This window comes from Haemophilus parainfluenzae, assembly GCF_003252755.1.
In the GTDB taxonomy this organism is placed as follows: Bacteria; Pseudomonadota; Gammaproteobacteria; order Enterobacterales; family Pasteurellaceae; genus Haemophilus_D; species Haemophilus_D parainfluenzae_N.
Map to the genome: position 1 here is coordinate 1 of NZ_QEPT01000002.1, position 25,622 is coordinate 25,622.

Annotated in this window: 28 protein-coding genes and 2 rRNA genes; 17 read left to right on the forward strand and 13 right to left on the reverse strand. The window is 40.2% G+C overall.

The features are described 5' to 3' along the window. The 5 genes from DPV95_RS02210 to hemN all read left to right on the forward strand — a co-directional run. A 23S ribosomal RNA gene (locus DPV95_RS02210) occupies positions 1-238 on the forward strand; the annotation flags it as partial. Between the two features lie 150 nt (positions 239-388). Continuing rightward, positions 389-504: ribosomal RNA gene (rrf, locus tag DPV95_RS02215) — 5S ribosomal RNA — on the forward strand. 178 nt (positions 505-682) lie between these two features. Continuing rightward, the gene (yihI, locus tag DPV95_RS02220; RefSeq protein WP_049384079.1) at positions 683-1,240 is read left to right on the forward strand and encodes a Der GTPase-activating protein YihI; all 558 of its coding nucleotides are present in this window, start codon (positions 683-685) and stop codon (positions 1,238-1,240) included. Between the two features lie 5 nt (positions 1,241-1,245). After that, positions 1,246-1,689 carry a DUF2489 domain-containing protein gene (locus DPV95_RS02225; RefSeq protein WP_049384078.1) on the forward strand — a complete coding sequence of 148 codons (444 nt, stop codon included), beginning with the start codon at positions 1,246-1,248 and terminating at the stop codon, positions 1,687-1,689. Then, the gene (gene hemN, locus DPV95_RS02230) at positions 1,689-3,056 is read left to right on the forward strand and encodes an oxygen-independent coproporphyrinogen III oxidase (protein ID WP_049384077.1); all 1,368 of its coding nucleotides are present in this window, start codon (positions 1,689-1,691) and stop codon (positions 3,054-3,056) included. The genes DPV95_RS02225 and hemN overlap by 1 nt, the downstream gene beginning before the upstream one ends. Before the next feature lie 52 nt (positions 3,057-3,108). Here the strand turns inward: hemN and lysA are convergent, their stop codons facing one another. Together lysA and lptM are read right to left on the reverse strand one after the other, a co-directional pair. Further along, on the reverse strand, positions 3,109-4,359 hold the full coding sequence (gene lysA, locus DPV95_RS02235; RefSeq protein ID WP_111406596.1) for a diaminopimelate decarboxylase: 1,251 nt from the start codon (positions 4,357-4,359) through the stop codon (positions 3,109-3,111). A gap of 27 nt (positions 4,360-4,386) precedes the next feature. Continuing rightward, positions 4,387-4,512: an LPS translocon maturation chaperone LptM gene (lptM, locus tag DPV95_RS10590; protein WP_005697346.1), complete on the reverse strand. Its 126-nt coding sequence runs from the start codon at positions 4,510-4,512 to the stop codon at positions 4,387-4,389. A gap of 95 nt (positions 4,513-4,607) precedes the next feature. Here lptM and cyaY point away from each other — a divergent pair, with 95 nt between their 5' ends. Both cyaY and recQ read left to right on the forward strand, forming a co-directional pair. Then, the gene (cyaY, locus tag DPV95_RS02245; protein ID WP_070868500.1) at positions 4,608-4,913 is read left to right on the forward strand and encodes an iron donor protein CyaY; all 306 of its coding nucleotides are present in this window, start codon (positions 4,608-4,610) and stop codon (positions 4,911-4,913) included. Then, a complete protein-coding gene (recQ, locus tag DPV95_RS02250; RefSeq protein ID WP_111406597.1) occupies positions 4,913-6,778 on the forward strand; it encodes a DNA helicase RecQ in 1,866 nt (621 codons plus the stop codon). Before cyaY ends, recQ begins: the two co-directional genes overlap by 1 nt. Before the next feature lie 44 nt (positions 6,779-6,822). Here the strand turns inward: recQ and DPV95_RS02255 are convergent, their stop codons facing one another. Beyond that, positions 6,823-8,364 (reverse strand): YjjI family glycine radical enzyme, encoded by a 1,542-nt coding sequence (locus DPV95_RS02255; protein ID WP_111406598.1) that lies wholly within the window; start codon positions 8,362-8,364, stop codon positions 6,823-6,825. A gap of 190 nt (positions 8,365-8,554) precedes the next feature. Between DPV95_RS02255 and yczE the strand changes: the two genes are divergently transcribed. Further along, positions 8,555-9,220, forward strand: a complete 666-nt coding sequence (gene yczE, locus DPV95_RS02260) for a membrane protein YczE (protein ID WP_049368277.1) — start codon at positions 8,555-8,557, stop codon at positions 9,218-9,220. Here the strand turns inward: yczE and DPV95_RS02265 are convergent. The 5 genes from DPV95_RS02265 to DPV95_RS02285 all read right to left on the reverse strand — a co-directional run bounded on the left by DPV95_RS02265 (position 9,170) and on the right by DPV95_RS02285 (position 14,672). Continuing rightward, positions 9,170-10,201 carry a glycosyltransferase family 9 protein gene (locus tag DPV95_RS02265; RefSeq protein ID WP_111406599.1) on the reverse strand — a complete coding sequence of 344 codons (1,032 nt, stop codon included), beginning with the start codon at positions 10,199-10,201 and terminating at the stop codon, positions 9,170-9,172. The two genes, yczE and DPV95_RS02265, sit on opposite strands and share 51 nt — an antisense overlap. Beyond that, on the reverse strand, positions 10,198-11,442 hold the full coding sequence (locus tag DPV95_RS02270; RefSeq protein ID WP_049368275.1) for an O-antigen ligase family protein: 1,245 nt from the start codon (positions 11,440-11,442) through the stop codon (positions 10,198-10,200). The genes DPV95_RS02265 and DPV95_RS02270 overlap by 4 nt, the downstream gene beginning before the upstream one ends. A gap of 81 nt (positions 11,443-11,523) precedes the next feature. Further along, positions 11,524-12,603 (reverse strand): class II fructose-bisphosphate aldolase, encoded by a 1,080-nt coding sequence (fbaA, locus tag DPV95_RS02275; RefSeq protein ID WP_005699675.1) that lies wholly within the window; start codon positions 12,601-12,603, stop codon positions 11,524-11,526. A gap of 96 nt (positions 12,604-12,699) precedes the next feature. Further along, positions 12,700-13,860, reverse strand: a complete 1,161-nt coding sequence (gene pgk / locus DPV95_RS02280) for a phosphoglycerate kinase (protein ID WP_005696971.1) — start codon at positions 13,858-13,860, stop codon at positions 12,700-12,702. Positions 13,861-13,958: 98 nt separating this feature from the next. Then, a complete protein-coding gene (locus DPV95_RS02285; RefSeq protein ID WP_049368274.1) occupies positions 13,959-14,672 on the reverse strand; it encodes a ribonuclease T2 family protein in 714 nt (237 codons plus the stop codon). A 75-nt stretch (positions 14,673-14,747) separates the two neighbouring features. Here DPV95_RS02285 and DPV95_RS02290 point away from each other — a divergent pair, with 75 nt between their 5' ends. The 7 genes from DPV95_RS02290 (at position 14,748) to rpoH (ending at position 20,746) form a co-directional block, all read left to right on the forward strand. Then, positions 14,748-15,008, forward strand: coding sequence for a YfhL family 4Fe-4S dicluster ferredoxin (locus DPV95_RS02290; RefSeq protein ID WP_014064693.1), 261 nt, complete (start codon positions 14,748-14,750; stop codon positions 15,006-15,008). A 35-nt stretch (positions 15,009-15,043) separates the two neighbouring features. Next, positions 15,044-15,196 (forward strand): DUF1232 domain-containing protein, encoded by a 153-nt coding sequence (locus DPV95_RS02295; protein WP_005696968.1) that lies wholly within the window; start codon positions 15,044-15,046, stop codon positions 15,194-15,196. 142 nt (positions 15,197-15,338) lie between these two features. Further along, positions 15,339-16,553, forward strand: coding sequence for an MFS transporter (locus DPV95_RS02300; protein ID WP_049368273.1), 1,215 nt, complete (start codon positions 15,339-15,341; stop codon positions 16,551-16,553). Between the two features lie 134 nt (positions 16,554-16,687). After that, the gene (narQ, locus tag DPV95_RS02305; protein WP_049368272.1) at positions 16,688-18,391 is read left to right on the forward strand and encodes a nitrate/nitrite two-component system sensor histidine kinase NarQ; all 1,704 of its coding nucleotides are present in this window, start codon (positions 16,688-16,690) and stop codon (positions 18,389-18,391) included. 9 nt (positions 18,392-18,400) lie between these two features. Further along, positions 18,401-19,426, forward strand: coding sequence for a UDP-N-acetylmuramate dehydrogenase (gene murB, locus DPV95_RS02310; RefSeq protein WP_049368271.1), 1,026 nt, complete (start codon positions 18,401-18,403; stop codon positions 19,424-19,426). A 19-nt stretch (positions 19,427-19,445) separates the two neighbouring features. Further along, positions 19,446-19,757 (forward strand): DUF2322 family protein, encoded by a 312-nt coding sequence (locus tag DPV95_RS02315; protein WP_049368270.1) that lies wholly within the window; start codon positions 19,446-19,448, stop codon positions 19,755-19,757. A 146-nt stretch (positions 19,758-19,903) separates the two neighbouring features. Then, a complete protein-coding gene (gene rpoH, locus DPV95_RS02320) occupies positions 19,904-20,746 on the forward strand; it encodes an RNA polymerase sigma factor RpoH (protein WP_005697336.1) in 843 nt (280 codons plus the stop codon). Between the two features lie 48 nt (positions 20,747-20,794). Here the strand turns inward: rpoH and plsY are convergent, their stop codons facing one another. After that, positions 20,795-21,394: a glycerol-3-phosphate 1-O-acyltransferase PlsY gene (gene plsY, locus DPV95_RS02325; protein WP_049365261.1), complete on the reverse strand. Its 600-nt coding sequence runs from the start codon at positions 21,392-21,394 to the stop codon at positions 20,795-20,797. A 97-nt stretch (positions 21,395-21,491) separates the two neighbouring features. On the opposite strand from plsY, the gene folB reads away from it, so the two are divergent. Further along, on the forward strand, positions 21,492-21,848 hold the full coding sequence (gene folB / locus DPV95_RS02330) for a dihydroneopterin aldolase (protein WP_049368269.1): 357 nt from the start codon (positions 21,492-21,494) through the stop codon (positions 21,846-21,848). Positions 21,849-21,902: 54 nt separating this feature from the next. On the opposite strand, the gene DPV95_RS02335 is transcribed toward folB, so the two are convergent. Next, the gene (locus tag DPV95_RS02335) at positions 21,903-22,514 is read right to left on the reverse strand and encodes a cation diffusion facilitator family transporter (protein ID WP_049368268.1); all 612 of its coding nucleotides are present in this window, start codon (positions 22,512-22,514) and stop codon (positions 21,903-21,905) included. Positions 22,515-22,599: 85 nt separating this feature from the next. On the opposite strand from DPV95_RS02335, the gene DPV95_RS02340 reads away from it, so the two are divergent. After that, the gene (locus DPV95_RS02340) at positions 22,600-22,983 is read left to right on the forward strand and encodes a MerR family transcriptional regulator (protein WP_049368267.1); all 384 of its coding nucleotides are present in this window, start codon (positions 22,600-22,602) and stop codon (positions 22,981-22,983) included. A gap of 51 nt (positions 22,984-23,034) precedes the next feature. Here DPV95_RS02340 and DPV95_RS02345 read toward each other — a convergent pair whose 3' ends face one another. From DPV95_RS02345 to DPV95_RS02355, 3 genes are read right to left on the reverse strand one after another with little or no spacing between them, the layout of a single operon-like run. After that, entirely contained in the window at positions 23,035-24,132 is a 1,098-nt protein-coding gene (locus DPV95_RS02345) for an NnrS family protein (protein ID WP_111406600.1), read from the reverse strand. Beyond that, complete coding sequence (locus DPV95_RS02350; protein ID WP_178410690.1) at positions 24,125-24,817, reverse strand: ATP-binding cassette domain-containing protein; 693 nt, start codon at positions 24,815-24,817, stop codon at positions 24,125-24,127. The genes DPV95_RS02345 and DPV95_RS02350 overlap by 8 nt, the downstream gene beginning before the upstream one ends. Continuing rightward, a complete protein-coding gene (locus DPV95_RS02355) occupies positions 24,817-25,614 on the reverse strand; it encodes an ABC transporter permease (protein WP_111406601.1) in 798 nt (265 codons plus the stop codon). The genes DPV95_RS02350 and DPV95_RS02355 overlap by 1 nt, the downstream gene beginning before the upstream one ends. Positions 25,615-25,622: the final 8 nt, after the last annotated feature.

A 25,622-nucleotide genomic window follows, 5' to 3' on the forward strand; every position in this document is an offset into this window, starting at 1 on the left:
GGACCGGAGTGGACGCACCACTGGTGTTCCGGTTGTGTCGCCAGACGCATTGCCGGGTAGCTAAGTGCGGAAGAGATAAGTGCTGAAAGCATCTAAGCACGAAACTTGCCAAGAGATGAGTTCTCCCAGATTTAAAATCTGTAAGGGTTGTTTAAGACTAAGACGTAGATAGGTCTGGTGTGTAAGCGGTGCGAGCCGTTGAGCTAACAGATACTAATTGCCCGAGAGGCTTAACTATACAACGCTCAAGGGTTTTGGGTGTTGTAGTGATAAAAAGACGAAACTCAGAGAATAAAGAGAAAGTTTTGAAGTAAATCAGCTTGTTTGGTTGTGAGCACTAGAGATAGTGAGAGCAGAAAGAGATAGAAGAAGTTATTAAAGGAATAATCCTGGCGGCGATAGAGCGGTGGTCCCACCTGACCCCATACCGAACTCAGAAGTGAAACGCCGATGCGCCGATGGTAGTGTGGGGCTTCCCCATGTGAGAGTAGGACACCGCCAGGTACTGAATGTGAACCCCGAGCTGAAGAGCTTGGGGTTTTTGTTTTTAGATTTGATTTTAATAAAGTAAAAGTGCGGTCAAAATCAGAATAGTTTTAGTAAAGATGTTTAAATCTTTTAATGAGAAAATAGAGGTGGAATGGTACAATCACCAAAATTTTTTATAGGATAAATAACACAAATGGCTCGTAAAAAGAAAACTCGTAAAATTAGCGATATTATGCCAATTCGTAAATCAGATAAGAAGCCTGAAGCACCGAAGCTATCAGGTAAAAAATTAACACGTTATGAATTAGACGCTAAAGCAAGAGAAGATAAGAAAAAACGTAAACATAAAGGTTTAGCATCTGGTTCTCGTCATAGTAATGCTGAGCAAAATAAACATAATCAAGTCGTTGAACAAAAAGATCCGCGTATTGGTAGCCGTAAAAAGGTTCCACTGATTGTTGAATTTGTGAATAAGCCTGAGAAAGGGATGACAATTCCAGCAGTAAAAGAACCGAAAAAACTTGCGCCTGAAGTTGAGTTAGAGCGTTTAGAAAATAATGAAATTCTAAATGAATTATTGGATGCCTTAGATGAAGGCAAAACGATTAGTAAAGCTGATCAACAATTTGTGGATGAATGCTTAGATCGTATTGCTCAATTAATGGAAGAATTAGGTATTCAAGATGAAGATGAGACAGAGGATGATCTCTATCGAACCTTCGAGAAAATTGATATCAACCAATTCAGATAATTGTCATGTGGTCGATTATTTTAAGTATTATTGCTTTGGGAATTATTGCTGGCGTATCATTTTATGCTTTCAAATTACTTAGGAAGTTATACCATCAAAACACTCTCATTAAACAGGCTAAAATAGCGCGTACAAAACGCCTAAAAGAGAGTATGGTAATTATCGCTAAAGCGATGCAAAATGGAGATTGTAACCATTCAGAAGGGGTAATTCGTTTATCAATGCTTTTACTCCCTTTTGGACAATCTTTGCAGCCATATCAAGCGATGTATGCACTTTATAATATTGTGAAAGAAATGCCTACGCATGAAGCTCGGAAAGCATTGTTAAAAAAAGAAAGAATGAAACTCGATCTTGAGCGAGAAAGTGCAGAAGCAAAATTTGAAGAAGAAATTATGTTGGAGTTACGTCAGTTTTTAAATGACGTAGAGAAATTTGGGGAAGCTTAATGTCTGAAATTATTTGGGATCTTGCGTTAATTCAAAAATATAACCAATCAGGACCTCGTTATACATCTTATCCGACTGCATTAGAATTTAATGAAAGTTACACAAACGAAGATTTTATTGCAGCGGCTAATCGTTATCCGGAAAGACCACTTTCCCTTTACGTACACATTCCGTTTTGTCACAAACTTTGCTATTTCTGTGGCTGTAATAAGGTAATTACTCGTCATCAACATAAGGCGGATATTTATCTTGATTACCTTGAAAAAGAAATCAAAGCGCGTTCAGAATTATTCAAAAATCGTGTTGCGACTCAAGTGCATTGGGGTGGCGGTACACCGACTTATTTGACAGAAGAACAATCTGCTCGTTTAATGAAGATGCTTAAAGATCATTTTACGATTGCGGATAATGCAGAAGTCAGTATTGAGATGGACCCACGCGAAATTGAGCTCGACATGCTTGATCATTTACGCAATATTGGTTTTAACCGAATTAGCATGGGTGTACAAGATTTCAATAAAGCGGTTCAAAAAGCGGTAAACCGTGAACAAGATGAAGAGTTTGTGAATGCATTACTTGTTCGTGCTCGTGAGTTAGGTTTCCAATCGACTAACCTTGATTTAATTTATGGATTGCCACTTCAAAATGTGGAAAGCTTTATGTTTACATTACATAAAGTGATTGAATTAAATCCAGATCGTTTAAGTATCTTTAACTATGCTCATTTACCAAGTCGATTTGCGGGACAAGCAAAAATTAAAGAAGATCAATTACCGCCACCGGAAACTAAATTAGAGATCTTACAGAAAACGATCGAAACCTTAGGTAATGCAGGCTATAAGTTTATCGGTATGGATCATTTTGCTAAACCCGATGATGAATTAGCGATTGCTCAAGAGAAAGGTGTTCTACATCGAAATTTCCAAGGCTATACCACGCAAGAAGAATGTGATTTGCTTGGTTTAGGTGTATCAGCCATTAGTTTATTGGGGGATACATATGCTCAAAACCAAAAAGAATTAAAACATTATTACCATGATGTGGAAAATTCAGGAATCGCATTACATAAAGGTTTAGCGATGACAGAAGAGGATTGCTTACGCCGTGATGTGATTAAGCAGTTGATTTGTAACTTTAAGCTTGATTTTGCACCAATTGAAAAACAATATAATATTGATTTCAAAAAGCACTTTGCTGAAGATTTACAGTTATTACAACCATTACTTGAAGATGGATTAATTTCTGAAACGGAAACAGGCTTACAAGTTTCGCCTAAAGGTCGCTTATTAATCCGTAATATTTGTTTATGCTTTGATACCTATTCAAGAGCTGCGGCAAAACGACAACAATTCTCTCGAATTATTTAGTCATACAAAAACGGTCAAGACCTATATCTTGACCGTTTTTCTTTCAATCTATTTATTTCGCGATGCTTTCTAGTGCCCATAACTCACTAAGATTTTCTCTGCGGCGAATTAAATGAGCCTTGTCCCCATCTACTAACACTTCTGCTGTACGTGGACGAGAATTATAGTTTGAAGACATACTTGCACCATAGGCGCCGGCAGAGCGTTGAGCAATATAATCCCCTTCAGCAATGGCGAGCTCGCGCTGTTTACCTAAGAAATCAGAGGTTTCACATACTGGGCCAACAACATCATAAATGGCTTTTTCACGCTCTAAAGTGCGGTCAATTTCAATTATATTCATATAAGCCTCATAGAGTGCAGGGCGAATCATATCGTTCATGCCAGTATCGGTAATCGCGAAGTTACGGCTTTCATTACTTTTTAAGTATTGAACTTTCGCCACTAAAATCCCTGCATTCGCCGCGATCGCTCGACCTGGTTCTAAAATAATTTCGAGATCTTTATAATTTTTTAATTTATTCAGTAACGCAGCAGCATAATCACTTGGATGAGGTGGTGTTTCATCAGTATAAGTTACGCCTAAACCGCCACCGAGATCTAAGTGTTTTAACGTGATGCCATCTTCTTTTAATTGTTCCATTAAACGAATGAGGCGATCCGTTGCATCTAAGAAGGGTTGTAATTCAGTCAGCTGAGAGCCAATATGGCAATCCATACCCGTAATTTTCACATGAGGTAAGGTTGCTGCTAATTTATATACCTCACGTGCTTCATCTACACTCACACCAAATTTATTTTCCTTTAACCCCGTAGAAATGTAAGGATGAGTATGCGCATCGACATCGGGGTTTACACGTAAAGAAATAGGCGCAATTTTTCCCATTTCACCCGCAATTTGGTTGATGTGATGTAATTCCGCAACAGATTCCACATTAAAACAACGAATACCTACTTCTAATGCTCGCATAATTTCTGCGCGAGATTTTGCCACGCCAGAAAAGACAACTTTTGATGCTTCTCCGTCTGCTGCTAATACGCGTTCTAATTCGCCTTGCGAAACGATATCAAAACCAGAGCCTAATTTTGCCATGACATTCAATATTCCAATATTAGAATTGGCTTTAACGGCATAACAAATTAAGTGTGGATGCTTTCCTAAAGCGGAATCAAAGGCATGCCAATGGCGTTCAAGTGTGGCACGAGAATAAATATAAAGTGGTGTGCCGAATTCTTCAGCGAGTTGTTTGACGGGCAAATCTTCAACATAAAGTTGCTCGTTTTTATATTGGAAAAAATCCATGACGAATCCTTTGAGTGCGGTCAGTTTTTATTGTGTTTTTTGTGTATTTTGAGGTTGTTCTTTTTCAGGGAAATATAATGGCCCTTTTACACCGCAACCTGTCGCTAAAGTACAGAATGCACTGAGTAATAAAATAGAAAGTAATTTTTTCATTTTTCAATCTCTCTAATAAGTAAAATCTGCCTTTGCCAACGAGGCGAAAGGCTTTATAATTCACGGCATTCTATCAGATTTAATCGGAAAATTTTATGAATGTTGCAGAATTTCACCAAAATATTGAACAGGTTTGGCAAAAAATTGAAGAAACGTTAGAGAATCAAGATTGTGATGTGGATTGCGAAACGCAAGGGTCGGTATTTACAATCACATTTGATGATCGCTCACAAATCGTCATTAATAAGCAAGAACCGCTTCTTGAGCTTTGGCTTGCGAGTCGCCTGGGTGGATTTCATTTTGCCTATAAAAACAATGATTGGGTGGCAAATGATGGTAAACGCTTTTGGGATTCTTTAACTGAGGCAGTTGCTGCTCACGGAGAAACGGTAACATTCTAATGGCCGAACTCGCGGAACATGCCCCGCAAAAAACAGACTTAAAAACGACCGCACTTAATACGTTGCGGTCTGTTTTTGGTTACCAATCTTTCCGCAAAGGGCAGGAAGAAGTGATTCATGCTGCGTTAAGCGGTCAGGATGCCTTAGTGGTGATGGCCACAGGAAATGGTAAATCCTTGTGTTATCAAATTCCAGCACTTTGTTTTCCAGGTCTCACATTAGTGATTTCGCCTTTGATTTCGTTAATGAAAGATCAGGTGGATCAACTCCAAGCAAACGGCATTGAAGCCGATTTTCTAAACTCTAGTCAGACGCCAGAACAACAACAGCAAGTTGCAAATAAGCTCATTTCAGGTCAATTAAAATTGTTGTATGTTTCGCCTGAAAAAGTGATGACAAACAGCTTTTTTCAGCTGATTTCTTATGCTCAAATTTCCTTTATCGCCATTGATGAAGCACACTGTATTTCGCAATGGGGGCATGATTTTCGTCCTGAATATACCCAACTTGGTGGCTTAAAAGCGGCGTTTCCAAATGCGCCAATTATGGCATTAACGGCAACAGCGGATTACGCGACGAGACAGGATATTCTCACTCATCTTAAATTAGATAATCCTCATAAATACATTGGCAGTTTTGACCGTCCGAATATTCGTTATACGTTGGAAGAAAAGTTTAAGCCGATGGAACAGCTTACGCGTTTTGTCTTGGTTCAAAAAGGAAAAAGCGGCATTGTGTATTGCAATAGCCGTTCGAAAGTGGAACGTATAGCAGAAACTTTACGAAATAAAGGCGTCTCGGCTGCAGCGTATCATGCGGGAATGGAAACTGCACTACGTGAACGCGTTCAGCAAGATTTCCAACGAGATAATGTTCAAGTTGTGGTTGCGACGATTGCGTTTGGCATGGGGATTAATAAATCCAATGTGCGTTTTGTCGCCCATTTTGATTTGCCGAGAAGCATTGAATCATATTACCAAGAGACCGGTCGTGCGGGGCGAGATGATTTACCTGCGGAAGCGGTACTTTTCTACGAACCGGCTGATTATGCTTGGTTACAGAAAATTCTGCTTGAAAAACCAGAGACGCCGCAACGTCAAATTGAGCAATATAAATTGGAAGCCATTGGTGAATTTGCTGAAAGTCAGACTTGTCGTCGTTTAGTGTTACTTAATTATTTTGGTGAATATCGTCAAACGCCTTGTCAAAACTGCGATATTTGTCTTGACCCGCCAAAGAAATATGATGGCTTAATTGATGCGCAAAAAGTGATGTCGACGATTTATCGTGTGGGTCAATGTTTCGGTGTGCAATATGTGATTGCGGTATTGCGAGGGATGCATAATCAAAAAATTGTAGAACGCCAACATGATAAGTTAAGTGTTTATGGCATTGGTAAAGATAAAAGCAAAGAACATTGGCAATCTGTGATTCGACAACTGATTCATCTTGGTTTTATTCAACAAGTGATCGGTGAGTTTAATAGTGCAACGCTTCAGCTCACAGAAAGCGCTCGCCCTGTTTTAAAAGGCGAAGTGCCGCTTGAATTGGCGATGCCGCGCATTTCATCCATTAATAAAATTGTGCATACGTCTCATAAAAATACGGTGGCAAATTACGATAAAGATCTGTTTGCTCGTTTGCGTTTCTTAAGGAAGCAACTTGCGGATAAAGAAAATATTCCACCGTATATTGTCTTTAACGATGCGACGTTGCAGGAAATGGCGCAATATATGCCAACAAGTAATATTGAAATGCTACAAATTAATGGGGTGGGGGCGATCAAATTGGAACGCTTTGGGCAGCCGTTTATGGCATTGATTCGAGAGCACAAAGCGATTTTAGAAAAGGCTGAAAAAGAATAAGTGCGGTCAAAAAACAAAGAATTTTTCGACCGTACTTTTTTTTTCTAGCTTGCACTTACATCTTGTTCATCGCGTAATTGACGGTCAAACACTTGTGCACAATCATCGGTACCCGAACCATACCAAGTGGTATCACGTAATGCTACTTCACCTTTGCGATATTTTTCCACTTCGCTTTTCTTCACCAAATAGCCCGTTACACGAATCAAATCGGTGTTTTTAAGGTAAGTGGTGATATAGCGGTAACCTTGTGTAAATGAACCATCGATAATATCGACAACAGCATCTAAATGATCCACATAGGTTTGGTCAAAGGCAAACAAATCACCGGTACCTGATGGGAAGTACTTATGGAATGGTGCTGATTGTTTTAAATGAGCTAATAATGTTGGTTCTTCACCTACACGAATGCGATGTGCTGGTGCATTACGTTTATCTTCTTCATGATTGCTAGCGCCTACTTGAGCATGTAATAAATAACGGTTGCCAGTGCGTTCAGCATACACGCCGTCATGGTTATCCGTGACTTCTTTTAATTTATCCATAATCAAGGTCGCAATTTCGTCACCGCGTTGGCTTTTACCAAAGGTTTCGTTTAATCCTTCTTGTTGCAATAAATGATTTGCCGCATCTGCGAGACCAACAATGGCAAACATTCCCGTAAAATTGGTCCGTTTGATAAAACCTTCTTTTTCGAGGAATGAGGTATTGAAGAAGTTGCTTTCTTCTACTACAAATTTATGGCGTTTATCCATGGTGGAAAGTGCACATTTTGCGACACGAGGTAAAAGCTCATTGACCATTTCATCCACGGTTTTACAGGCACGTGCAATGGTACCCAAACGTAGTCTGGTGAGGGTATAAGCGCCACCACACTCAGGAAGCGCGTTGTAGCAGCTTGCAATACCATATTGTTCGCCTAAATCAGAAATATAGTAAGCATCATTGGCAAACGACGGTTTAGAAACCAATAAGCAAGCTTTTGCCGCTAATTCTGCAAATTCACGACTTGTTTTGCTCTTATCGTAACGAATGGTCATATTGGGTGTTGGTGCTTCCAACTCAATCACCGCTTTTAAAATCAAACGCCCCGCTTTGGTGTCATAAGGTCCAATATTGGCATGACAGAATGAATCCGGCACAGTTTTATCCACATGATTTAAGAAGCGTTTAATTTTGATGTAGTCTTGTTTTTCATCGGTAATAAACGGATCAAGTAGCATGTCTAAACGCCCAATGTAAACTGGGAATGTGGTAATGGAGGGCACATGGGAATATAAAATCAATAAGCCATCTAATACTTCATCAAGATCTTTTGGTGGCGGCAATTCAAGGAATTCACAGCCTTTTTTAATATACACATTGTAATCCGGCAAAATATAGCGAGGGCGATAAATCGCATAGCCTTCATTTAAATCACAGATCATTTGATTCTGAAGGAATTGCCATTCTTCATCTGTGTAGCCTAATAATTCACGAGGATCAAATAATCGCTCGGCAATATTGCCTAAACACATGAGTTTTTGTTGATAGGTGAGTGTATTGGATTTTACGGTATCCAAAATATCTTGAAGAGATGCAAGCATAATAATGTCCTGATTAAAAAGGGTAGCTTATTTTAAGTCAGCGAATGAGTGATGACAATTTTGACAATGTGATCTGCATCACATTTATGATATTTATCAGTCAATTCGGTTATATCATATGACGTTAAAATGTTTGGGTTTTATTGGGTTTCCCATTATGATGTCGGCGTTAAACATAAACAGGAATAATATGAAAAAAGCACGGGTGATTCCTCACACTAGTTGGGCAGCCAAATCGCTATGGTCAGTCGAAGGTAAAACGATGTCGATGCTCTTATTTGCATTGGCAATTCTGGGCATTGGAGATGGCTTGATTGTGCTTGCTAATTTGGGGTCTTCACCTTGGACCGTGCTTTCTCAAGGTGTGGCATTACAAGCTAAGGTGAGTATCGGTTGGTCATCATTTTGGATTAGCTGTTTGGTGATGTTAGCCTGGATTCCCCTAAAATTAAGGCTTGGGCTTGGCACCATTCTGAATATTATTGTGATTGCCTTTTTCCTTGGCTTAACCACGAAAATTATGCCAGAACCAACCGCACTTTTTAACCGAATTTTATTCGGTGGAATTGGGCTTTTGCTTTATGGATTAGGAACGGCATTGTATTTAACCTGTCATCAAGGAGCAGGTCCGAGGGATGGTTTAATGGTGGGGCTTTGTCAACGCCTTCATTTAAAAGTAGGCATTGTGAGAACAAGCCTTGAAGTGTCGGTTTGTGTGCTAGGTTATCTCCTCGGCGGCACAGTTGGAATAGGTACCGTTGTTTTTGCCGCCGCAATAGGTTGGATTGTGCAGTTGTGCTTAAACTCAATTGCTCGCTTGCCACATCTTCCGCACGAAGGGGATAATCTCCACTAAGGCATCATCAATCGAAATTAAGCCTAAATTCATTTCGTCTTTCCCTTTTGGCGGGCAGAAAGCAAGATGTTTATCTGCATCATTAATCGGCTTCCAACGACGAGGCTGAGATGAGCGACTGTTTGGATAGAATCCAATTGTAGGTACATTAAATGCACTGCTTAAATGCAATGGTCCAGTGGAACCCGCAATGAATAAATCTGCACAAGCCAGAGAGTGTGCAAAATCCACTAACCCTTTATTCTTATCGTAAACAATCACATTTTGGCTATCGATTTTTGCTGCTAACTCATGGGCTTTTTCACTTTCACCTGGTCCTGCCGTTAAGATAATCTGACAATCAAATTCGCTTAACAAGCCTTGTATTAATTGAGCATATTGTGACAATGAGAGACTTGTTGCTGAACCACCTGTTCCGCTATGCACAAACACCCATTTTTTGTCTCCCAATAAACCGAATTGTTCTTGAAGAAAAACACGTTGATTTTTAACCGCACTTTCAGGAAGTGAAAGGTAAGGTGGTTTGGGTTCCACAATCGGCATGTTATGTTTCTTTAAGAACGCCCGAGCCAAATCTTGATTGTATTCTGCTTCAGATTTTTCTGAACGTGAACGGCGTTGTGTTAAACGATGGTTATAAAGGATTTGCACCCATTTTGTTGCGGGTGCAAGACGATAAGGAATCCTACTTTTCCAGGCTAATTTACCGTTATGGGTATTGGAAAAGAAGCTAATCATGCCATCAAATTGCTGCTCTTTGATTTCTTTAACAAGACGATTGAAGTCCGCTTTATCGTTTTTAGCACTATCAATGATAACATTATCTAAATAGGGGCAAATTTGAGCCAATGGGGCTGTATAAGCTGGCACAAGTGCAGTCAGTTTTAGCGTAGAATTTGAGGCTTTTAACATCGCAAAAGCCGGAAATGCTTGAACAAAATCGCCCAGTTTATCGTTACGAATGACTAAAATTTTCATTATTCTGCCTTCTGGTGTGTTCGTATTGCAGCATAAAACACAATTGTTAAGAAAAAGTAAAAAATAGTACCTGAATTATGTACCAAGAAACCTTGGCTTAAGCCATAAATCATCACAGATAAAACATGGGCAACGCCTAACGTTGCAATCAGCTTGACTTCATCATTCGTGGTATTCAGCTTTTTCATAAAGGCACGTAGAGGAATAAATAAAACAGCAAGCAAAGCAAGTAATCCGACAATTCCTCGTTTGGATAGGTCGTCTAAATATTGATTATGAGCATGAGTAAATTGTCCAATATTACCCGTAGCAATTTTTTCTTTCGTTTCTTGCTTACGTTTTTCTGTTGCGCCTTGAATACCCCAACCAAATAACGGCTTTTCTTTCGCCATTGCAATCGCACTTTTCCACATTTCAAAACGAGCACCTAGAGAGGTGTTGCCATTATTTTTGTCTAGATAAAGTTGGATATCTTTTTGAGCAACATTAATTCGTTCCATGATACGGTTATTTGGCATTTGACTAATGCCAATGCCCTCGACCACAATAATTCCAAAGAAAGTCAGGAAAAAACGTTTTGAAAGAGAATGACGATAAATATAAAGGATAACAATAAGTAAGACGGGTAATGCAACCCATCCACCTCGAGCGGTGGAAAGCAAACTTCCTACGATGCCACATAAACCACTAATAACACTAAGAGTGGTTAACTTTATGTCTTTTTTCTGATGGGCATAGAGGGCAATTATTAGGCTAAATATACCTAATGACATAGAAATATCACCCCCTTGAATATGCATAATTCGAGGATTTTGCTCGGGGCGTAGATTCAAGATAAATTTATCATAAAGTGCTACGCAAAGGGAAATAATACTACCAAGCGGAATAGAGTAACTCAAAACGCAAGTTTTGATAGGGTATTTTAATAATAAAAGTAAAACAGGAACAAAGAAAATGACGCGGCTTGCAGTATCAAGATCGCGCATTTTCCCCCCATTAATACTGAGAGAAAGCACAAAGGTAACAAAATAAAAAAGGTAGCTATAAATTAAATATTTATCAACTTTTGATAAGTTTAAAAGCGGTTTCTTGATTAAAGCATAAACGCCATAACCTAAACCGATTAACATCAGTAGAGCAGGTGCAGCATTATATCCCCCCTTGACAATAAATATCGAAAGGAAGAAAAGCGTTACCGCGAAGTTTATTAGGGTTACTAACCAATTTTGTTTTGTTATTTGCATAGATTATGGTCGATATTTAGGTTATGTAAAATAAAAAACCGCACTAGAAAGTGCGGTCTTATTTTAGTCTATTTTTATGGATTATAAAACATCAACGCAGTTTAAGTCTTCGAAAGATTGCTCTAAGCGTTTAGACATTGATTCTTCCATTTTACGTAACCAAACACGTGGGTCGTAGTATTTTTTGTTTGGTGCATCAGGACCTTCAGGGTTACCTAATTGACCTTGAAGATAAGCTTCATTTGCTTTATAGAAGTTTAAGATACCATTCCATGCAGCCCATTGAGTATCAGTATCGATATTCATTTTGATTGCACCATAGCTAATTGCTTCGCGGATTTCTTCGCGGCTAGAACCTGAACCACCGTGGAAAACGAAGTTGATTGGTTTTGCTGGTAGATTGCGTTCTTTTGCAACGAACTCTTGTGATGCACCTAAAATAGATGGTTTTAATTTTACGTTACCTGGTTTGTAAACACCGTGTACGTTACCGAATGCAGCCGCAACGGTAAAGTTAGGGCTTACAGGGTTTAATTGATCGTAAACATAAAGCACATCAGATGGTTGGGTATATAAACGAGATTCATCTACATCTGAGTTATCCACGCCGTCTTCTTCACCACCGGTAATACCAATCTCGATTTCAAGAGTCATGCCTAATTTATCCATACGAGCAAGGTATTCACGGCAGATTGCCATGTTTTCTTCCATAGGCTCTTCAGATAAGTCAAGCATGTGAGAAGAGAATAATGGACGACCTGTTTCTGCAAAGTGTTTTTCACCCGCTTCAAGTAAGCCATCGATCCATGGAAGTAATTTTTTCGCAGCATGGTCGGTATGCAGAATAACTGGGACACCATATTCTTTGGCTAAAGTATGAACGTGTTTCGCACCTGCGATCGCACCTAAAACGTCTGGACGAGCACCGCTTGTTGGTTTGATACCTTTACCTGCGTAGAAAGCTGCACCACCGTTTGAGAATTGGATAATTACTGGTGCTTTCACACGAGCAGCGGTTTCTAATACCGCGTTTACGGAGTCAGAACCCACGCAGTTTACTGCTGGGATCGCGAAGTTGTTTGCTTTGGCATAAGCAAAGATTTTTTGTACATCCTCACCTGTTACTACGCCAGGTTTTACGATATCTAATAATTTAGCCATAGTTGTGTTTCCTTTTGTTTTGGAGGATTTATTCCTCCGTTTGAAGAGTCAATATTTATCCCCTCTATGAGCACAGAGGGGATAGAAAGCATTTAATTAACCGTTCGCACGTTTTTCAAGAATTTCTACTGCGGGTAATACTTTACCTTCAACGAATTCTAAGAATGCGCCACCACCGGTAGAGATGTAAGAGATTTTATCTGCAATACCGAATAAATCGATAGCTGCTAAAGTATCACCACCACCTGCGATAGAGAATGCATCGCTGTTTGCAATCGCGTGAGAAATGATTTCAGTCCCTTTACGGAAGTTAGGGAATTCAAACACGCCAACTGGACCATTCCATAAAACGGTTTTTGCATTTTTGATGATTTCAGCTAATTGTTCTGCAGATTTATCACCGATATCGAAGATAGATTCATCATCTTTCACTTCGGTTACTGATTTTTCTGTTGCAGGAGCAGTTTCAGAGAATTCAGTACCAACACGTACATCAACTGGAACTGGAATATCAGTGCTTGCGGCTAATTCTTTTGCTACAGGGATTAAATCTGCTTCATATAACGATTTACCCACATTGTGGCCAGCTGCCGCGATAAAAGTATTCGCAATACCACCACCCACGATAATTTGGTCAGCAATTTTTGAAAGAGAATTTAATACTTCTAATTTAGTGGAAACTTTTGAACCGCCTACGATCGCAACCATCGGACGAGCAGGTTCTTTTAATGCTTTACCTAATGCATCTAACTCAGCTGCAAGTAATGGACCTGCACAAGCAACTGGTGCAAATTCCGCTACGCCGTAAGTTGACGCTTGTGCACGGTGAGCTGTACCGAATGCATCCATTACGAAGACATCGCAAAGTGCGGCATATTTTTTACCTAATTCAGGATCGTTTTTCTTCTCACCTTTGTTTACACGTACGTTTTCTAAAACAACGATTTCGCCTTCTTTAACATCCACACCGTTTAAGTAGTCTTGTACTAAACGCACATTGAAACCTGCGTCTTTTAAGTAATCAACAACCGGTTGTAAAGAGTCTTCAGGTTTGAATTCACCTTCAGTTGGACGACCTAAGTGAGAGGTAACCATCACTTTTGCGCCTTTCTCTAAAGCCAGTTTTAACGTCGGGATAGTCGCACGAATACGCGCATCAGATGTCACTTTGCCATCTTTTACCGGTACGTTTAAGTCCGCGCGAATAAATACACGTTTACCTTTTAAATCTAAGTCGGTCATTTTGATTACTGACATAAGCTTTCCTCTTGGGTTAGTTAAAATTAAACTGGGATATTATACCTAGATCTTACTAGGTTGTAACGATGTAGATCAAATAAAAAAGCGAATTATGCTTATTTAGGGCAATCGATTACTTGCCATTGGCGGTCGTAGCAAATGAATAATTCATTATGGCTCGCGCCTAAATAAGCGTCTTTTAGTTGTGGATTATTCTGCTTCATCCATTGAAATAATTCTTTACGGCTTAATTGTTCGTTTGGCAAGGAGAGTGATTCAAATAATGCTTTCTCTTGTTTGAAATAAGCTTCCGCTGAATCAAATGCACAGCTGCCGTGTTTTTCCCATTCGCCTTGCAATAATTTTGCGCCTGGCGAGATTGAAAGATAAGGTTCGAGGGTCTCAACTGGAAGTGGTGCTAAATCACCTTTACAAAAACGGGGATGATCCGTAACAGAACGTGCATTCGCATTTTGTGGCCATAAGCCATGCACCACCCAGCCAAATTGATTTTTTGTACTACATTGATATTGCGCTGAATCAGGTAAATTATTGCCATATTGCGCACGTTGTTTTTCACAGAATGCAGGCGACCAAGATAAGGCCAACATATAGTAATCAACAGGGGCGTTTTTATTTTGTCCAATGGCATCATCGCGCATGATGACATCATAATTTCCAAAATCTTTGGTATTTTTGACCGCACTTTGGCTTTGTTGTTGTGTAGTTGTTGGGGCGGGGTTTGTGTCTTTTTTGTGTTCAGTGAAATATTGCCAAATACTAAATGCAGCAAGGGCAATAAGGGAAAGAGTAGAAACCTGTTTTTTCATAAAAATCCTGTTTAAATTTTGTCAATTTTGCTTTTGTCGGCTATAATTCGCCGCTTTCTCATATAAAGGAATGGTATGGCGTTACTGATCACAAACAAATGCACAAACTGCGATATGTGTCTCCCCGAATGCCCGAATGAAGCAATTTCAATCGGCGAGGAGATCTATGTGATCGATCCTGTACTTTGTACGGAATGTGTCGGTCATTATGACACGCCAACCTGCCAAAAAGTTTGCCCGATTACAAACTGCATCAAGCCAGATCCTGAGCATCAAGAAAGCGAAGAGCAGCTTTGGGAACGTTTTGTGATGATTCACCATTCGGATAAGTTGTAGAATTTACCTGATCTTTTTCTTTTCGTCCAATGACTATGAATAAAACGAAGTTAATTAAAATCGCCATCATTCTGATTTATTTGTTCAGCCCCATTGATATTTTGCCTGAAGCGGTGCTTGGTCCGTTAGGTTTAGTAGACGATGCGGCAGCCATTGCCTTATTAATTCGAATTTTATTGAAAAAATAAAAACTTGAATAAAATCAACCGCACTTTGTTTTTCTCATTCTTGCAAAATTCCGTCAATTTCTCTAAACTACGCGTCGGAAAATTTCTTTCCTCATCATTTCACTTTAAACGCTACCCGTGAGTAGCAAAAGGGACCTCAATCATGACAAACGTCAATCAATATGGCTGGAAAGCCTTGGTTGGATCAGCTGTCGGCTATGCGATGGATGGATTCGATCTTCTTATTCTTGGATTTATGCTTAGTGCCATTTCGGCAGATCTTAATTTAACCCCCGCACAGTCTGGCTCATTAGTCACTTGGACGCTTGTTGGCGCTGTGGTGGGCGGTATCGTATTTGGCGCATTAAGTGATCGTTACGGGCGTGTCCGTGTGCTGACTTGGACCATCGTACTCTTCGCCGTATTCACTGGTTTATGTGCAATCGCACAAGGCTACTGGGATTTATTAATTTATCGTACCATTGCAGGCATCGGTTTAGGCGGTGAATTTGGTATCGGTATGGCATTAGCCATTGAAGCTTGGCCAGCCAAACACCGCGCAAAAGCGGCTTCTTATGTGGCATTAGGTTGGCAATTCGGTGTGTTAGCCGCTGCATTACTCACACCGGTATTGCTTCCACATATCGGCTGGCGCGGCATGTTCGTTGTCGGTATCTTTCCAGCGTTTGTGGCTTGGTATTTACGTACCCGCTTACACGAACCTGAAATTTTCTCACGAAAACAGACCGCACTTTCTACCCAAAAAACATCCAAACTGGAATCTTTCAAACTCTTAATTAAAGACAAAGCAACCACAAAAGTGAGCCTTGGTGTGGTAGTGCTAACTTCCGTACAAAACTTCGGTTACTACGGCATTATGATTTGGATGCCAAACTTCTTATCTAAACAACTTGGCTTTAGTTTAACGAGATCAGGTTTATGGACGGCTGTTACCGTATGCGGCATGATGGCAGGGATTTGGATTTTTGGTCGTCTAGCCGATAGAATCGGACGTAAACCAAGTTTCTTATTATTCCAACTTGGTGCAGTGATCAGCATCATCACTTACTCTCAATTAACTGACCCAACCGCTATGTTGGTGGCTGGTGCATTCTTAGGGATGTTTGTCAACGGTATGATGGGCGGTTATGGCGCATTAATGGCAGAAGCTTATCCAACAGAAGCACGTGCAACGGCACAAAATGTGTTGTTTAACTTAGGCCGTGCTGTTGGTGGTTTTGGACCTGTTGTTGTCGGGGCGATTGTCTCTGCGTATTCATTCAGCATTGCGATTGCTTTCTTAGCAGTGATTTATGTGATCGACATGGTGGCGACAGTCTTCTTAGTGCCAGAATTAAAAGGCAAAGAATTGAGCTAAGTGCGGTTAAAAAAATTCAAGTTTTTGAAAACATCGATGTCAAAGCCGATGTTTTTTATTTGTGAAAAATCAGCCAATTTCAACCGCGCTTTGTGCTAAACTATAGACACTTTTCCCTATGTTGAAGAATTATCGTGTACGCTAAACGTTCAGTTTCTACCCGTATTGCTAAATATTTATTTGTGGTCATTATCTTCATGGGCATTATTAGCTCATTGAGCTTGCTTGTGATGGCTAGTAATAAATCGGATGCGGAAGCGATTAATATTTCCGGTTCTTTGCGTATGCAGAGTTATCGACTATTAACGGAAATGGAACGTTCACCGGATACGGTTGAACAGAATTTAGTGCGTTACCAAGATAGTCTCAACGCTCACGTCTTGCTTACTGTGCAGAATCAGCTTTTTGCGCCTTCAGGGATAAAAGCGTCTTATCAAAAAATCCTTCAACGCTGGATGATGATGTCTGATTTAGCGAGTAGCCATCAAATCGAGAAATATCATGCTGAACTAAAAAGTTATGTGCAAGATGTGGATGATTTCGTGTTGGAATTACAACGTTTTGCTGAAAAGAAATGGATCATTGCGGTTTCGGTGCTGTGTATTTCTATGTTGCTTATTTTAGCCATGGTGTCTTATGTCATTTGGTATATGAAGCGTGAAGTCGTGAAACCGCTAGAGCTGATGACCAAAGCCAGTATGCAAGTACAAATGGGGCAGTTTAATCATATTCCGCTAGATACCGCGAGCAATAATGAACTGGGGGTTTTAGCGAAAGTGTTTACGCAAATGTCCTCGGAGTTAGGGCGACTTTACTCACGTTTAGAAGATGCCGTTAATGAGAAAACACAAAAGTTGCGTCAAACGAACCGCTCTTTAACCACATTGTATCAAAGTTCACAGTTACTTACGCCCACGAAGATTAATGATAAAATTCTCAGCCAAGTGCTCAATCATATTCGTGTTAGCGAACATTTACGCTACATCGAGTTAGAAATTTTCGGCTCAGAACATTGGGAAATTTCTTTTGGTCAAAAAGATCCTAAACAATCACTTCAAGTTGAAGAACTTTCTATTGAAAATGAAAACTTGGCGGTGCTCTCGTGGCAAGCCGGTTTGCCTTGTCCTGATCCACGCATGATGAAAAATTTAGGGCAAATGGTGGCAAAAGCGTTGTATTCACATAAAACGCAACGCCAACAAGAGCAACTTTTGCTGATGGAAGAGCGGTCAATTATTGCGAGAGAATTACATGACTCATTGGCGCAAGTGCTGTCTTTCTTACAAATTCAATTAACTCTATTAAAGCATAATTTGAAGAAAGAAGACGAGGAATCAAAAGAGAAAAGCATTGCGATCATTAGAGAATTTGAGCAAGCCTTATCAGATGGTTATTCTCAATTACGAGAATTATTAGCGACCTTCCGTTTAACGGTACAAGAAGCCAACCTACAGGTTGCTTTGGAGCAAGTTATCGAAAGCTTGCGTTCGCAAACGAAGATGCAAATGACTGTGGACTGCAGTTTGCCATCCCAAAGTTTAAATCCACAAGAATTAGTGCACGTTCTGCAAATTGTGCGTGAAGCAACATTGAATGCGATCAAACACTCAAAAGGTACGTTGATTGAGGTGAAAGCGCATATCAATGCAGAAGGGGAATACGAGATTCTTGTGCAAGATAATGGCGTTGGGATTCCAACGTTAGACGAGCCAGAAGGGCATTATGGTTTAAATATCATGACTGAACGCAGTCGCCAATTAAATGCTCAGCTTACAATTTCAAAAAGGGAGCAAGGTGGTACGATGGTTAAAATCACGCTTCCTCACACGTTTTTTTAAGGAAAGTTAATGCAAAGTTTACAACCGTTTCACACCTTCAATATTCCGGCAAATGCACGTGAAATCATTGAAGCTACATCGATTGAACAAATCCAACAAGCTTGGCAAAAAGCGCAAGCTGAAAATCTCCCTGTCTTATTTTTAGGTCAAGGCAGCAATATGCTGTTTTTAGAAGATTTTCAAGGGATGGTGATTATTAATCGTTTATCGGGTATTCAGCATACAGAAGATAGCGATTACCATTATTTGCATGTTAATGGTGGTGAAAATTGGCACCAGTTGGTGGAGTGGTCGCTTTCACAAGGCATTAATGGTTTAGAAAACCTTGCACTCATTCCAGGCTGTGCCGGTTCAGCACCGATTCAAAATATTGGTGCGTATGGCGTAGAGTTTAAAGATGTGTGCGATTATGTAGATGTGCTAAATCTCAACACAGGCGAAGAATTCCGCTTACAGGCGAACGAATGTGAATTCGGTTATCGTGAAAGTATTTTTAAACATCGCTATGCGCAAGGTTATGTGATTACGGCAGTGGGATTGAAATTAGCAAAAAATTGGCAACCAATTTTAAAATATGGCTCATTAGTGAATTTTGATCCTCAAACGGTAACAGCAAAGCAAGTGTTTGATGAAGTGTGTCATATTCGCCGCAGCAAATTGCCTGATCCAAAAGAATTTGGCAATGCGGGCAGTTTCTTCAAAAATCCTGTGGTGAGTGCCGAGCAATTTGCAAAAATCCAAAAACAGGTCGAAAATCTACCGAACTTTCCACAAGCAAACGGTTCAGTGAAACTTGCTGCGGGCTGGTTAATCGATCAATGCCATTTAAAAGGTTTTCAAATCGGTGGCGCAGCTGTTCATCAACAGCAGGCTTTAGTGCTGATTAATAAAGGCAATGCCACTGGACAGGATGTTGTGAAGCTTGCACATCATATCCGTCAAACCGTGGCAGATAAATTTGGTGTGTATTTACAGCCTGAAGTGCGTTTTATGGGCGCAAATGGCGAAGTGAATTCAGAGCAAGCCATTAGTTAATGTATAGAGGAAGGCAATCATGAACTTTAAAGATATTTTAGAGACCTTACCAAGCATTGAGCATTTAACAGGTTTAGACATATTAAACGGTGAAACGGTGATCCATCATATTCCGGCAGCACCAGGTAAACTTGGCTCGCTCCGTCTTTATAATGCCTTAGCAGAAAAATTTAACGGGAAATTAGACCGCACTTCTGCACAACAAGGCATTGAATGGTTTGCTGAACACGTTGAAGATGCGAAACAAAATCCTGGAAAACACCCGAATATTGATCTATTGTTTAAGGTTGTGGCAGAAGATGTAGTTTATTCGCTTGTGCCATTAAACTAAAATGAAAAATTTTTAGTGATTAATTTGAACTTTTAATCGTTAAAAACTGTCAAATAAAACAAATTGAGGTATAATGGCAATAGTTGTTATACAATAACAAATAAGTAATGAGTCGGGGCCTAGCTCCGCATGCTGTGAGGAGAAGAATGAATAAAGAAACTCAAATGATGTTAGTACCTCAAGGTAGCATCGAAGGTTATATTCGAGCAGCAAACGAATATCCGATGCTAACTGCAGAGGAAGAAAAAAGCTTAGCAGAACGTTTGTATTATGACGGTGATATTGAAGCAGCGAAAAAATTAGTTTTATCACACTTACGTTTTGTTATTCATGTTGCGCGTGGTTATTCTGGTTATGGATTGCCACAAGCAGATTTAATTCAAGAAGGTAATATCGGATTAATGAAAGCGGTAAAACGTTTTAATCCAGAAGTGGGCGTTCGCCTTGTATCTTTTGCGGTGCATTGGATCAAAGCTGAAATCCATGAATATGTCCTTCGTAACTGGCGTATTGTGAAAGTCGCGACCACGAAAGCACAACGTAAATTGTTCTTTAACCTACGTAAAACCAAACAACGTTTAGGTTGGTTCAATGAAAACGAAGTGGATATGGTGGCAAATGAGCTTGGTGTGTCAAAAGAAGATGTCATCGAAATGGAATCCCGTATGACAGGGGCTGATGTCGGTTTTGATTTGCCAACAGACGATGATGACGAAGCTTATGTACCTTCTTTATATTTAGAAGATAAAAGCTCAAACTTTGCGGCAGAACTTGAAAGTGAAAACTTTGAAGAGCAAGCCACAGAAAAATTAGGTACAGCATTAGCTAACCTTGATGAACGTAGCCAAGAGATTATCAAAGCACGTTGGTTAGATGATGAGAAAGCAACCCTTCACGATCTTGCAGCAAAATATAATGTGTCTGCAGAACGTATTCGTCAGCTTGAAGCCAACGCATTGAAAAAACTTAAAAGTGCGGTTGATTTCTAAGCTGTTTTGATAAAAAGAAAACCTGTCGATTATCGACAGGTTTTTTATTTATTTCTTTTTGGATTTTCCCCACATTTTATCTTCTTGGCCTCGCCATAAGCGCTGAATATTGTCGTGGTGACGATAAATCAGCAAACAGCAAACTAAGGCTACGGGGAAGGTAAATTCCGGTTTAAGCCACCAAACATAAAATGGTACGAGAAGCGCCGTAATGACCGCACTTAATGAGGAATAACGGCTAATTAAGAAGACCAACAACCACGTACCTAGTGTTGAACCGGCGACGCCCCAAGAGATGGGCGCAATCGCACCAAATGCGGTTGCGACACCTTTTCCGCCTTTAAACTGAAAGAAAATAGGGAAAATGTGTCCTAAACAGGCTCCTAATGCCACCATGCCTAATTCAAATTGCGTGAGTCCTAAATAATACCCCGCCCAAACCGGTAGCATCCCTTTTAACATATCGCAAATTAATACCGCGAGTGCCGCCCAACGTCCTCCAATACGCAATACATTGGTCGCACCAGGGTTATGAGAACCGTTTTTTCGTGGGTCAGGCAAGCCAGCTACCTTACAAATCAAAATTGCACTGGAAATCGATCCCAGTAAATAAGCAAAAATCATATAAAAAAGGGCAAATAGGCTCATTTAGTGCTCCACAATTTTGATTGTATTTGAAAAACTTGTTCGTTATTTTAACCAAACTTGATAGCATAAGCCCACTATATTTTTACAGGAATGAGAGATGGATCGTATTTTTATTGAAGAATTAGTCGTCTTCGCACAAATTGGCGTGTATGACTGGGAACAGCAAATTAAACAAAAGCTTGTTTTTGATTTGGAAATGGCATGGGATTGTCGAAAAGCTGCAGAAATGGATGATGTGCAATACTGCCTCAATTATGCCGAAGTGAGCCAATTTATTTTAGATTATGTTCAAGCTAAGCCATTTTTATTGATTGAGCGAGTGGCTTATGAAGTAGCAGAGCAATTACAACAACGTTTTGGGATTTCATGGTTACGTCTGAAATTAAGCAAACCTAAAGCGGTTGCTCAAGCAAATAATGTCGGAATTATTGTAGAACGAGGCGAATTGAAATAATCGCGGAAAATTGACCGCACTTTGTTAATCTCAAAACAAAGTGCGGTTCATTTTTTAGATGTTTTTAAGCGCCAAACGGAACGCACTCATCCCACTTTTTAATACCAGTACGCTTAATATCATGCTTGCTAGCGGATCAACCCATAACCATCCCAGAAAATAGGCACTGAGACCCGAAAGAATGGCAATAATGGAACCGAATAAATCGGTCAGTACATGTAGATACGCCGCTTTGATATTGAGATTATCATGATCGCTGTTCAACATGATCTTTGCAACGAGAAGATTCACCAATAATCCGAGAGATGCCACGCCAAGCATTGGTAGTGCCATCATTTCGATGGGATTTTGCCAGCGTTGAATCGCCTCAAATAAAATCATCAATGCCACGACAATCAATGAGCCGCTATTAAGTAAAGCAATGTATCGTTGTTTTTGAGCAGATAGAAACAACGCTAACAAGGCTAAAAATAACGATAAACTATCATTTGCCATGTGTCCCGCATCAGCCATGAGTGCCAAACTGTTAAACCAGTAGCCACCAATAAATTCGACAACCATAAAGCCCGTAATGATGGCAAAACTGAGTGCTAAGATTTTTTTATCTTGTGGAATATGCTCATGAGATGAGTGGTCATGATGTTCATGGGAATGGTGGACGGACATAATGCTCCTTATTGTGTCTTTGATTAACTTGGGATAAAGTATAAAGTCCGTAGCAACTACAAGGTCAAGACTTGATTTTAGAAAGATGAAGATTCATGAACTCAGCAAACAAAGCGGTATTCATTTAGAAACGATTCGCTATTATGAAAAAATGGGGTTAATGCCGGAGCCTAAACGGCTGGCAAATGGTTATCGAGATTATGATGAAGCCAGTTTGAAGCAATTAAAATTTATTAAAACCTGCCGAGCGTTGGATTTTAGCTTGGCCGAAATTAAATATTTTAATGCGTTGAAAACGCAGCAATCTCAACATTGCGAAGTGGATAGCATGTTGGCGAAGCATTTGGTTTCAGTCGAAGAAAAAGTTGCCGAACTGACTGAAATTAAACATTTCCTACAGAGTTTAATTACCGAAGATGATCATCAAGCTGCAGATTGTAAAGCAATGGCTCAATTAAAAGCCTATTAAGTGCGGTCTAAAAAATATCAAAAATCCGCACGTTGATGTGCGGATTGGTCATTATTCTGGATCATCTGTAAACGCGTTTTTTCGGAATATTGGCACAAAGGTTGCGAGATACAGCACAAACACAATGGCAATTAAAATAGCCGGAATTGTGATAAAAAACAGCTCGTCCACATACATTAAACAAGCTCGGGAAAGTGCCGCCGTGAAAAGACAAAGTACAGCAAGGCGACAGAGTTTTGGGTAATCCAGTTTCGTAAAGCCACTATGCCATAATCCCGCGGTGAGCCAAATCATCATCATACTGCCGAGAATGCCGCCGAGTGTCACCATGTGTAATGGATCGGCAGTCGGTTCATCAATTAATTTATTGATGCCGATCCACAAATAACCAATCGCGGCAAACAGTTGAAGGAAATAATAAGTGCGCACGTAATGTTTACGTAGCAGTTCGTGATGATGTAATTCGCGTAACTTGGCAAGTAAGATAAAGCCAACTGCAAAGGCAGTAAAAGCGGTAGTTTGCGCAGGCAACCATAATTCTACAGCAGCATGAAGCAACAAGAATGTGATCGCGATATTTTTATACACGACATTTGGGATAAATACGGGATCTTTCAATGTACTTTCTTTCAGTGCCTCTGCGCCTAATAGAATGCTTACCCGAATCGATACAAACATCACTGCTGCCATATTCAAATGCACTTGTGCTCGCAATAATTTCAGACTATCAGTCATGGCGTAAGCAGTCTGACAAACCATAAATGCCGCAAGTAACATCAGTAAAGTAAAATTGTTGGTATTGCGATCCAACCAAAATAGCCAAGCACAAAAGAGTAACAACGCGAGCCAATAAGCTGCCACTAAAAACGAGGCGGTTTGCGGGGAAAATGGCAATAATACCAATCCTGCAAGCAAGAGCACCGCTAAAATCGTTGCAATAGGTTTTAAATTACCTTTGTAATTTGTCCATTCGAGCATGGAAGCCGTCAGAAAGCCGCCGTATGCGGCTGGCAGCATAAATTCTAAGAATATTTTGCGGTGTAGGATGAGATCATCGGGGCTGATGAAAAAGCTCAATGCACCAACAATCGCAAGAATGGCTGCACCAACAAAGAAGGGTCGCATCGGATGGGTAAAGAAATTATTCATAGTAATGGATTCCTTGAAATTCGCGTGCGACTACGGTTTCTTCAAAGGCTGAATTACGTTCGGATAATGGCGTTGGCAAGGTAATCACATTTTGAACATCCATCCCTTTTGGAGAAAGCTGCATAATCTCTCGGCTTAATCGAGCCGCTTCAAAGCGATCGTGCGTCACTAAAATGCAAGCCATGCCTTGTTGCTCAATTTTTTCCACTAACATAGCGGCTAAAATATCACGTAAATCGCGATCCAAACCGACAAAAGGTTCGTCCAATAAGGCTAAATCACAGCCGCATAGTAATAGACGCAAAAATGCCACGCGTTTTGCCATACCGCCCGATAATTCGGTCGGGTATTTATTCAAATCACCCGAAGAAAGCCCGATCTTTTCTGCCAGCGCAATGATTTCATTTTCATTAGGATTATCCATAAAAATGGCGATATTCTGCATAGCAGTGAGATTTTCTAATAGACGATTTTCTTGAAACAGAAATCCGGTTTTACGGAATGTATTCTTGATTTCGCCCGATTTTGGCGTTTCCAAACCTGAAATTAAACGCAGTACCGTAGTTTTGCCACAGCCACTAGGACCGAATAAAGTTTTCACTTCGCCTGGTTGTAAATCCATACTGAAATCGCGCACGATGGGATCCCGGAGAATTTCAAAACGCACATTCTTTAAACTCAGCATTATCTTCTCCACGGCATAAACAGGATTTCCAATGGCTTGGTAATCAAATATTCAAAGAGGGAAACAAACACAATCACCAACAACACATAAGCCATGACCGTTGAAGTATCTAACATGGCTCTGGCATCGGCAATCTGTGCTCCTACCCCCTCATTGGCACCCAAAAGCTCTGCCATAATTACCACTTTTACGCCCATTGCAACCGCGACGCCAATGCTGGAAATCACATAGCCCGTGAGATGGGGAATATACAAATAGCGGATTTTTTTCCACAATCCAAGCTTGTACGCATCAAACAATTCTTCATGTTGTTTGTTTACACTTGCCATGCCCATGGCAGCACTGGCAAAGGTCAGCGGGGCGACTAATACGATAATGGTAAATAGCACGCTAGGATTGCCAAAGCCAAACCAAAATAAGGCCATCACAACCCAAATAATTGGCGGCATGGCTAACAAAATCGTAATGACGGGTTTAAGCAATGCCATAGCGGTTTTAAAGCTGCCCGCAATCAACCCTGCAGCTAAGCCAGCGACTAATGCAATGGTAATACCTACCACAGAACGCCATAACGAAATACCGATTTCGTTTTGTTGGAAATGATCGAGCAGCTCAAGGGCTTTTTGAAAAACATCCGCGGGAGCAGGCAGCATAAATTCACCAAATATCGCACTGCCCCAAGCCCACAAAGCAACAACCATCATCGCTACACTCAAGCCGGTAAAACCGCTCCAGAGGTAGTCGATGATGTAAAACAGGACTGGTTGTGGTTTACGGATTTTGTCAGTTTTAATCATGTTATGTG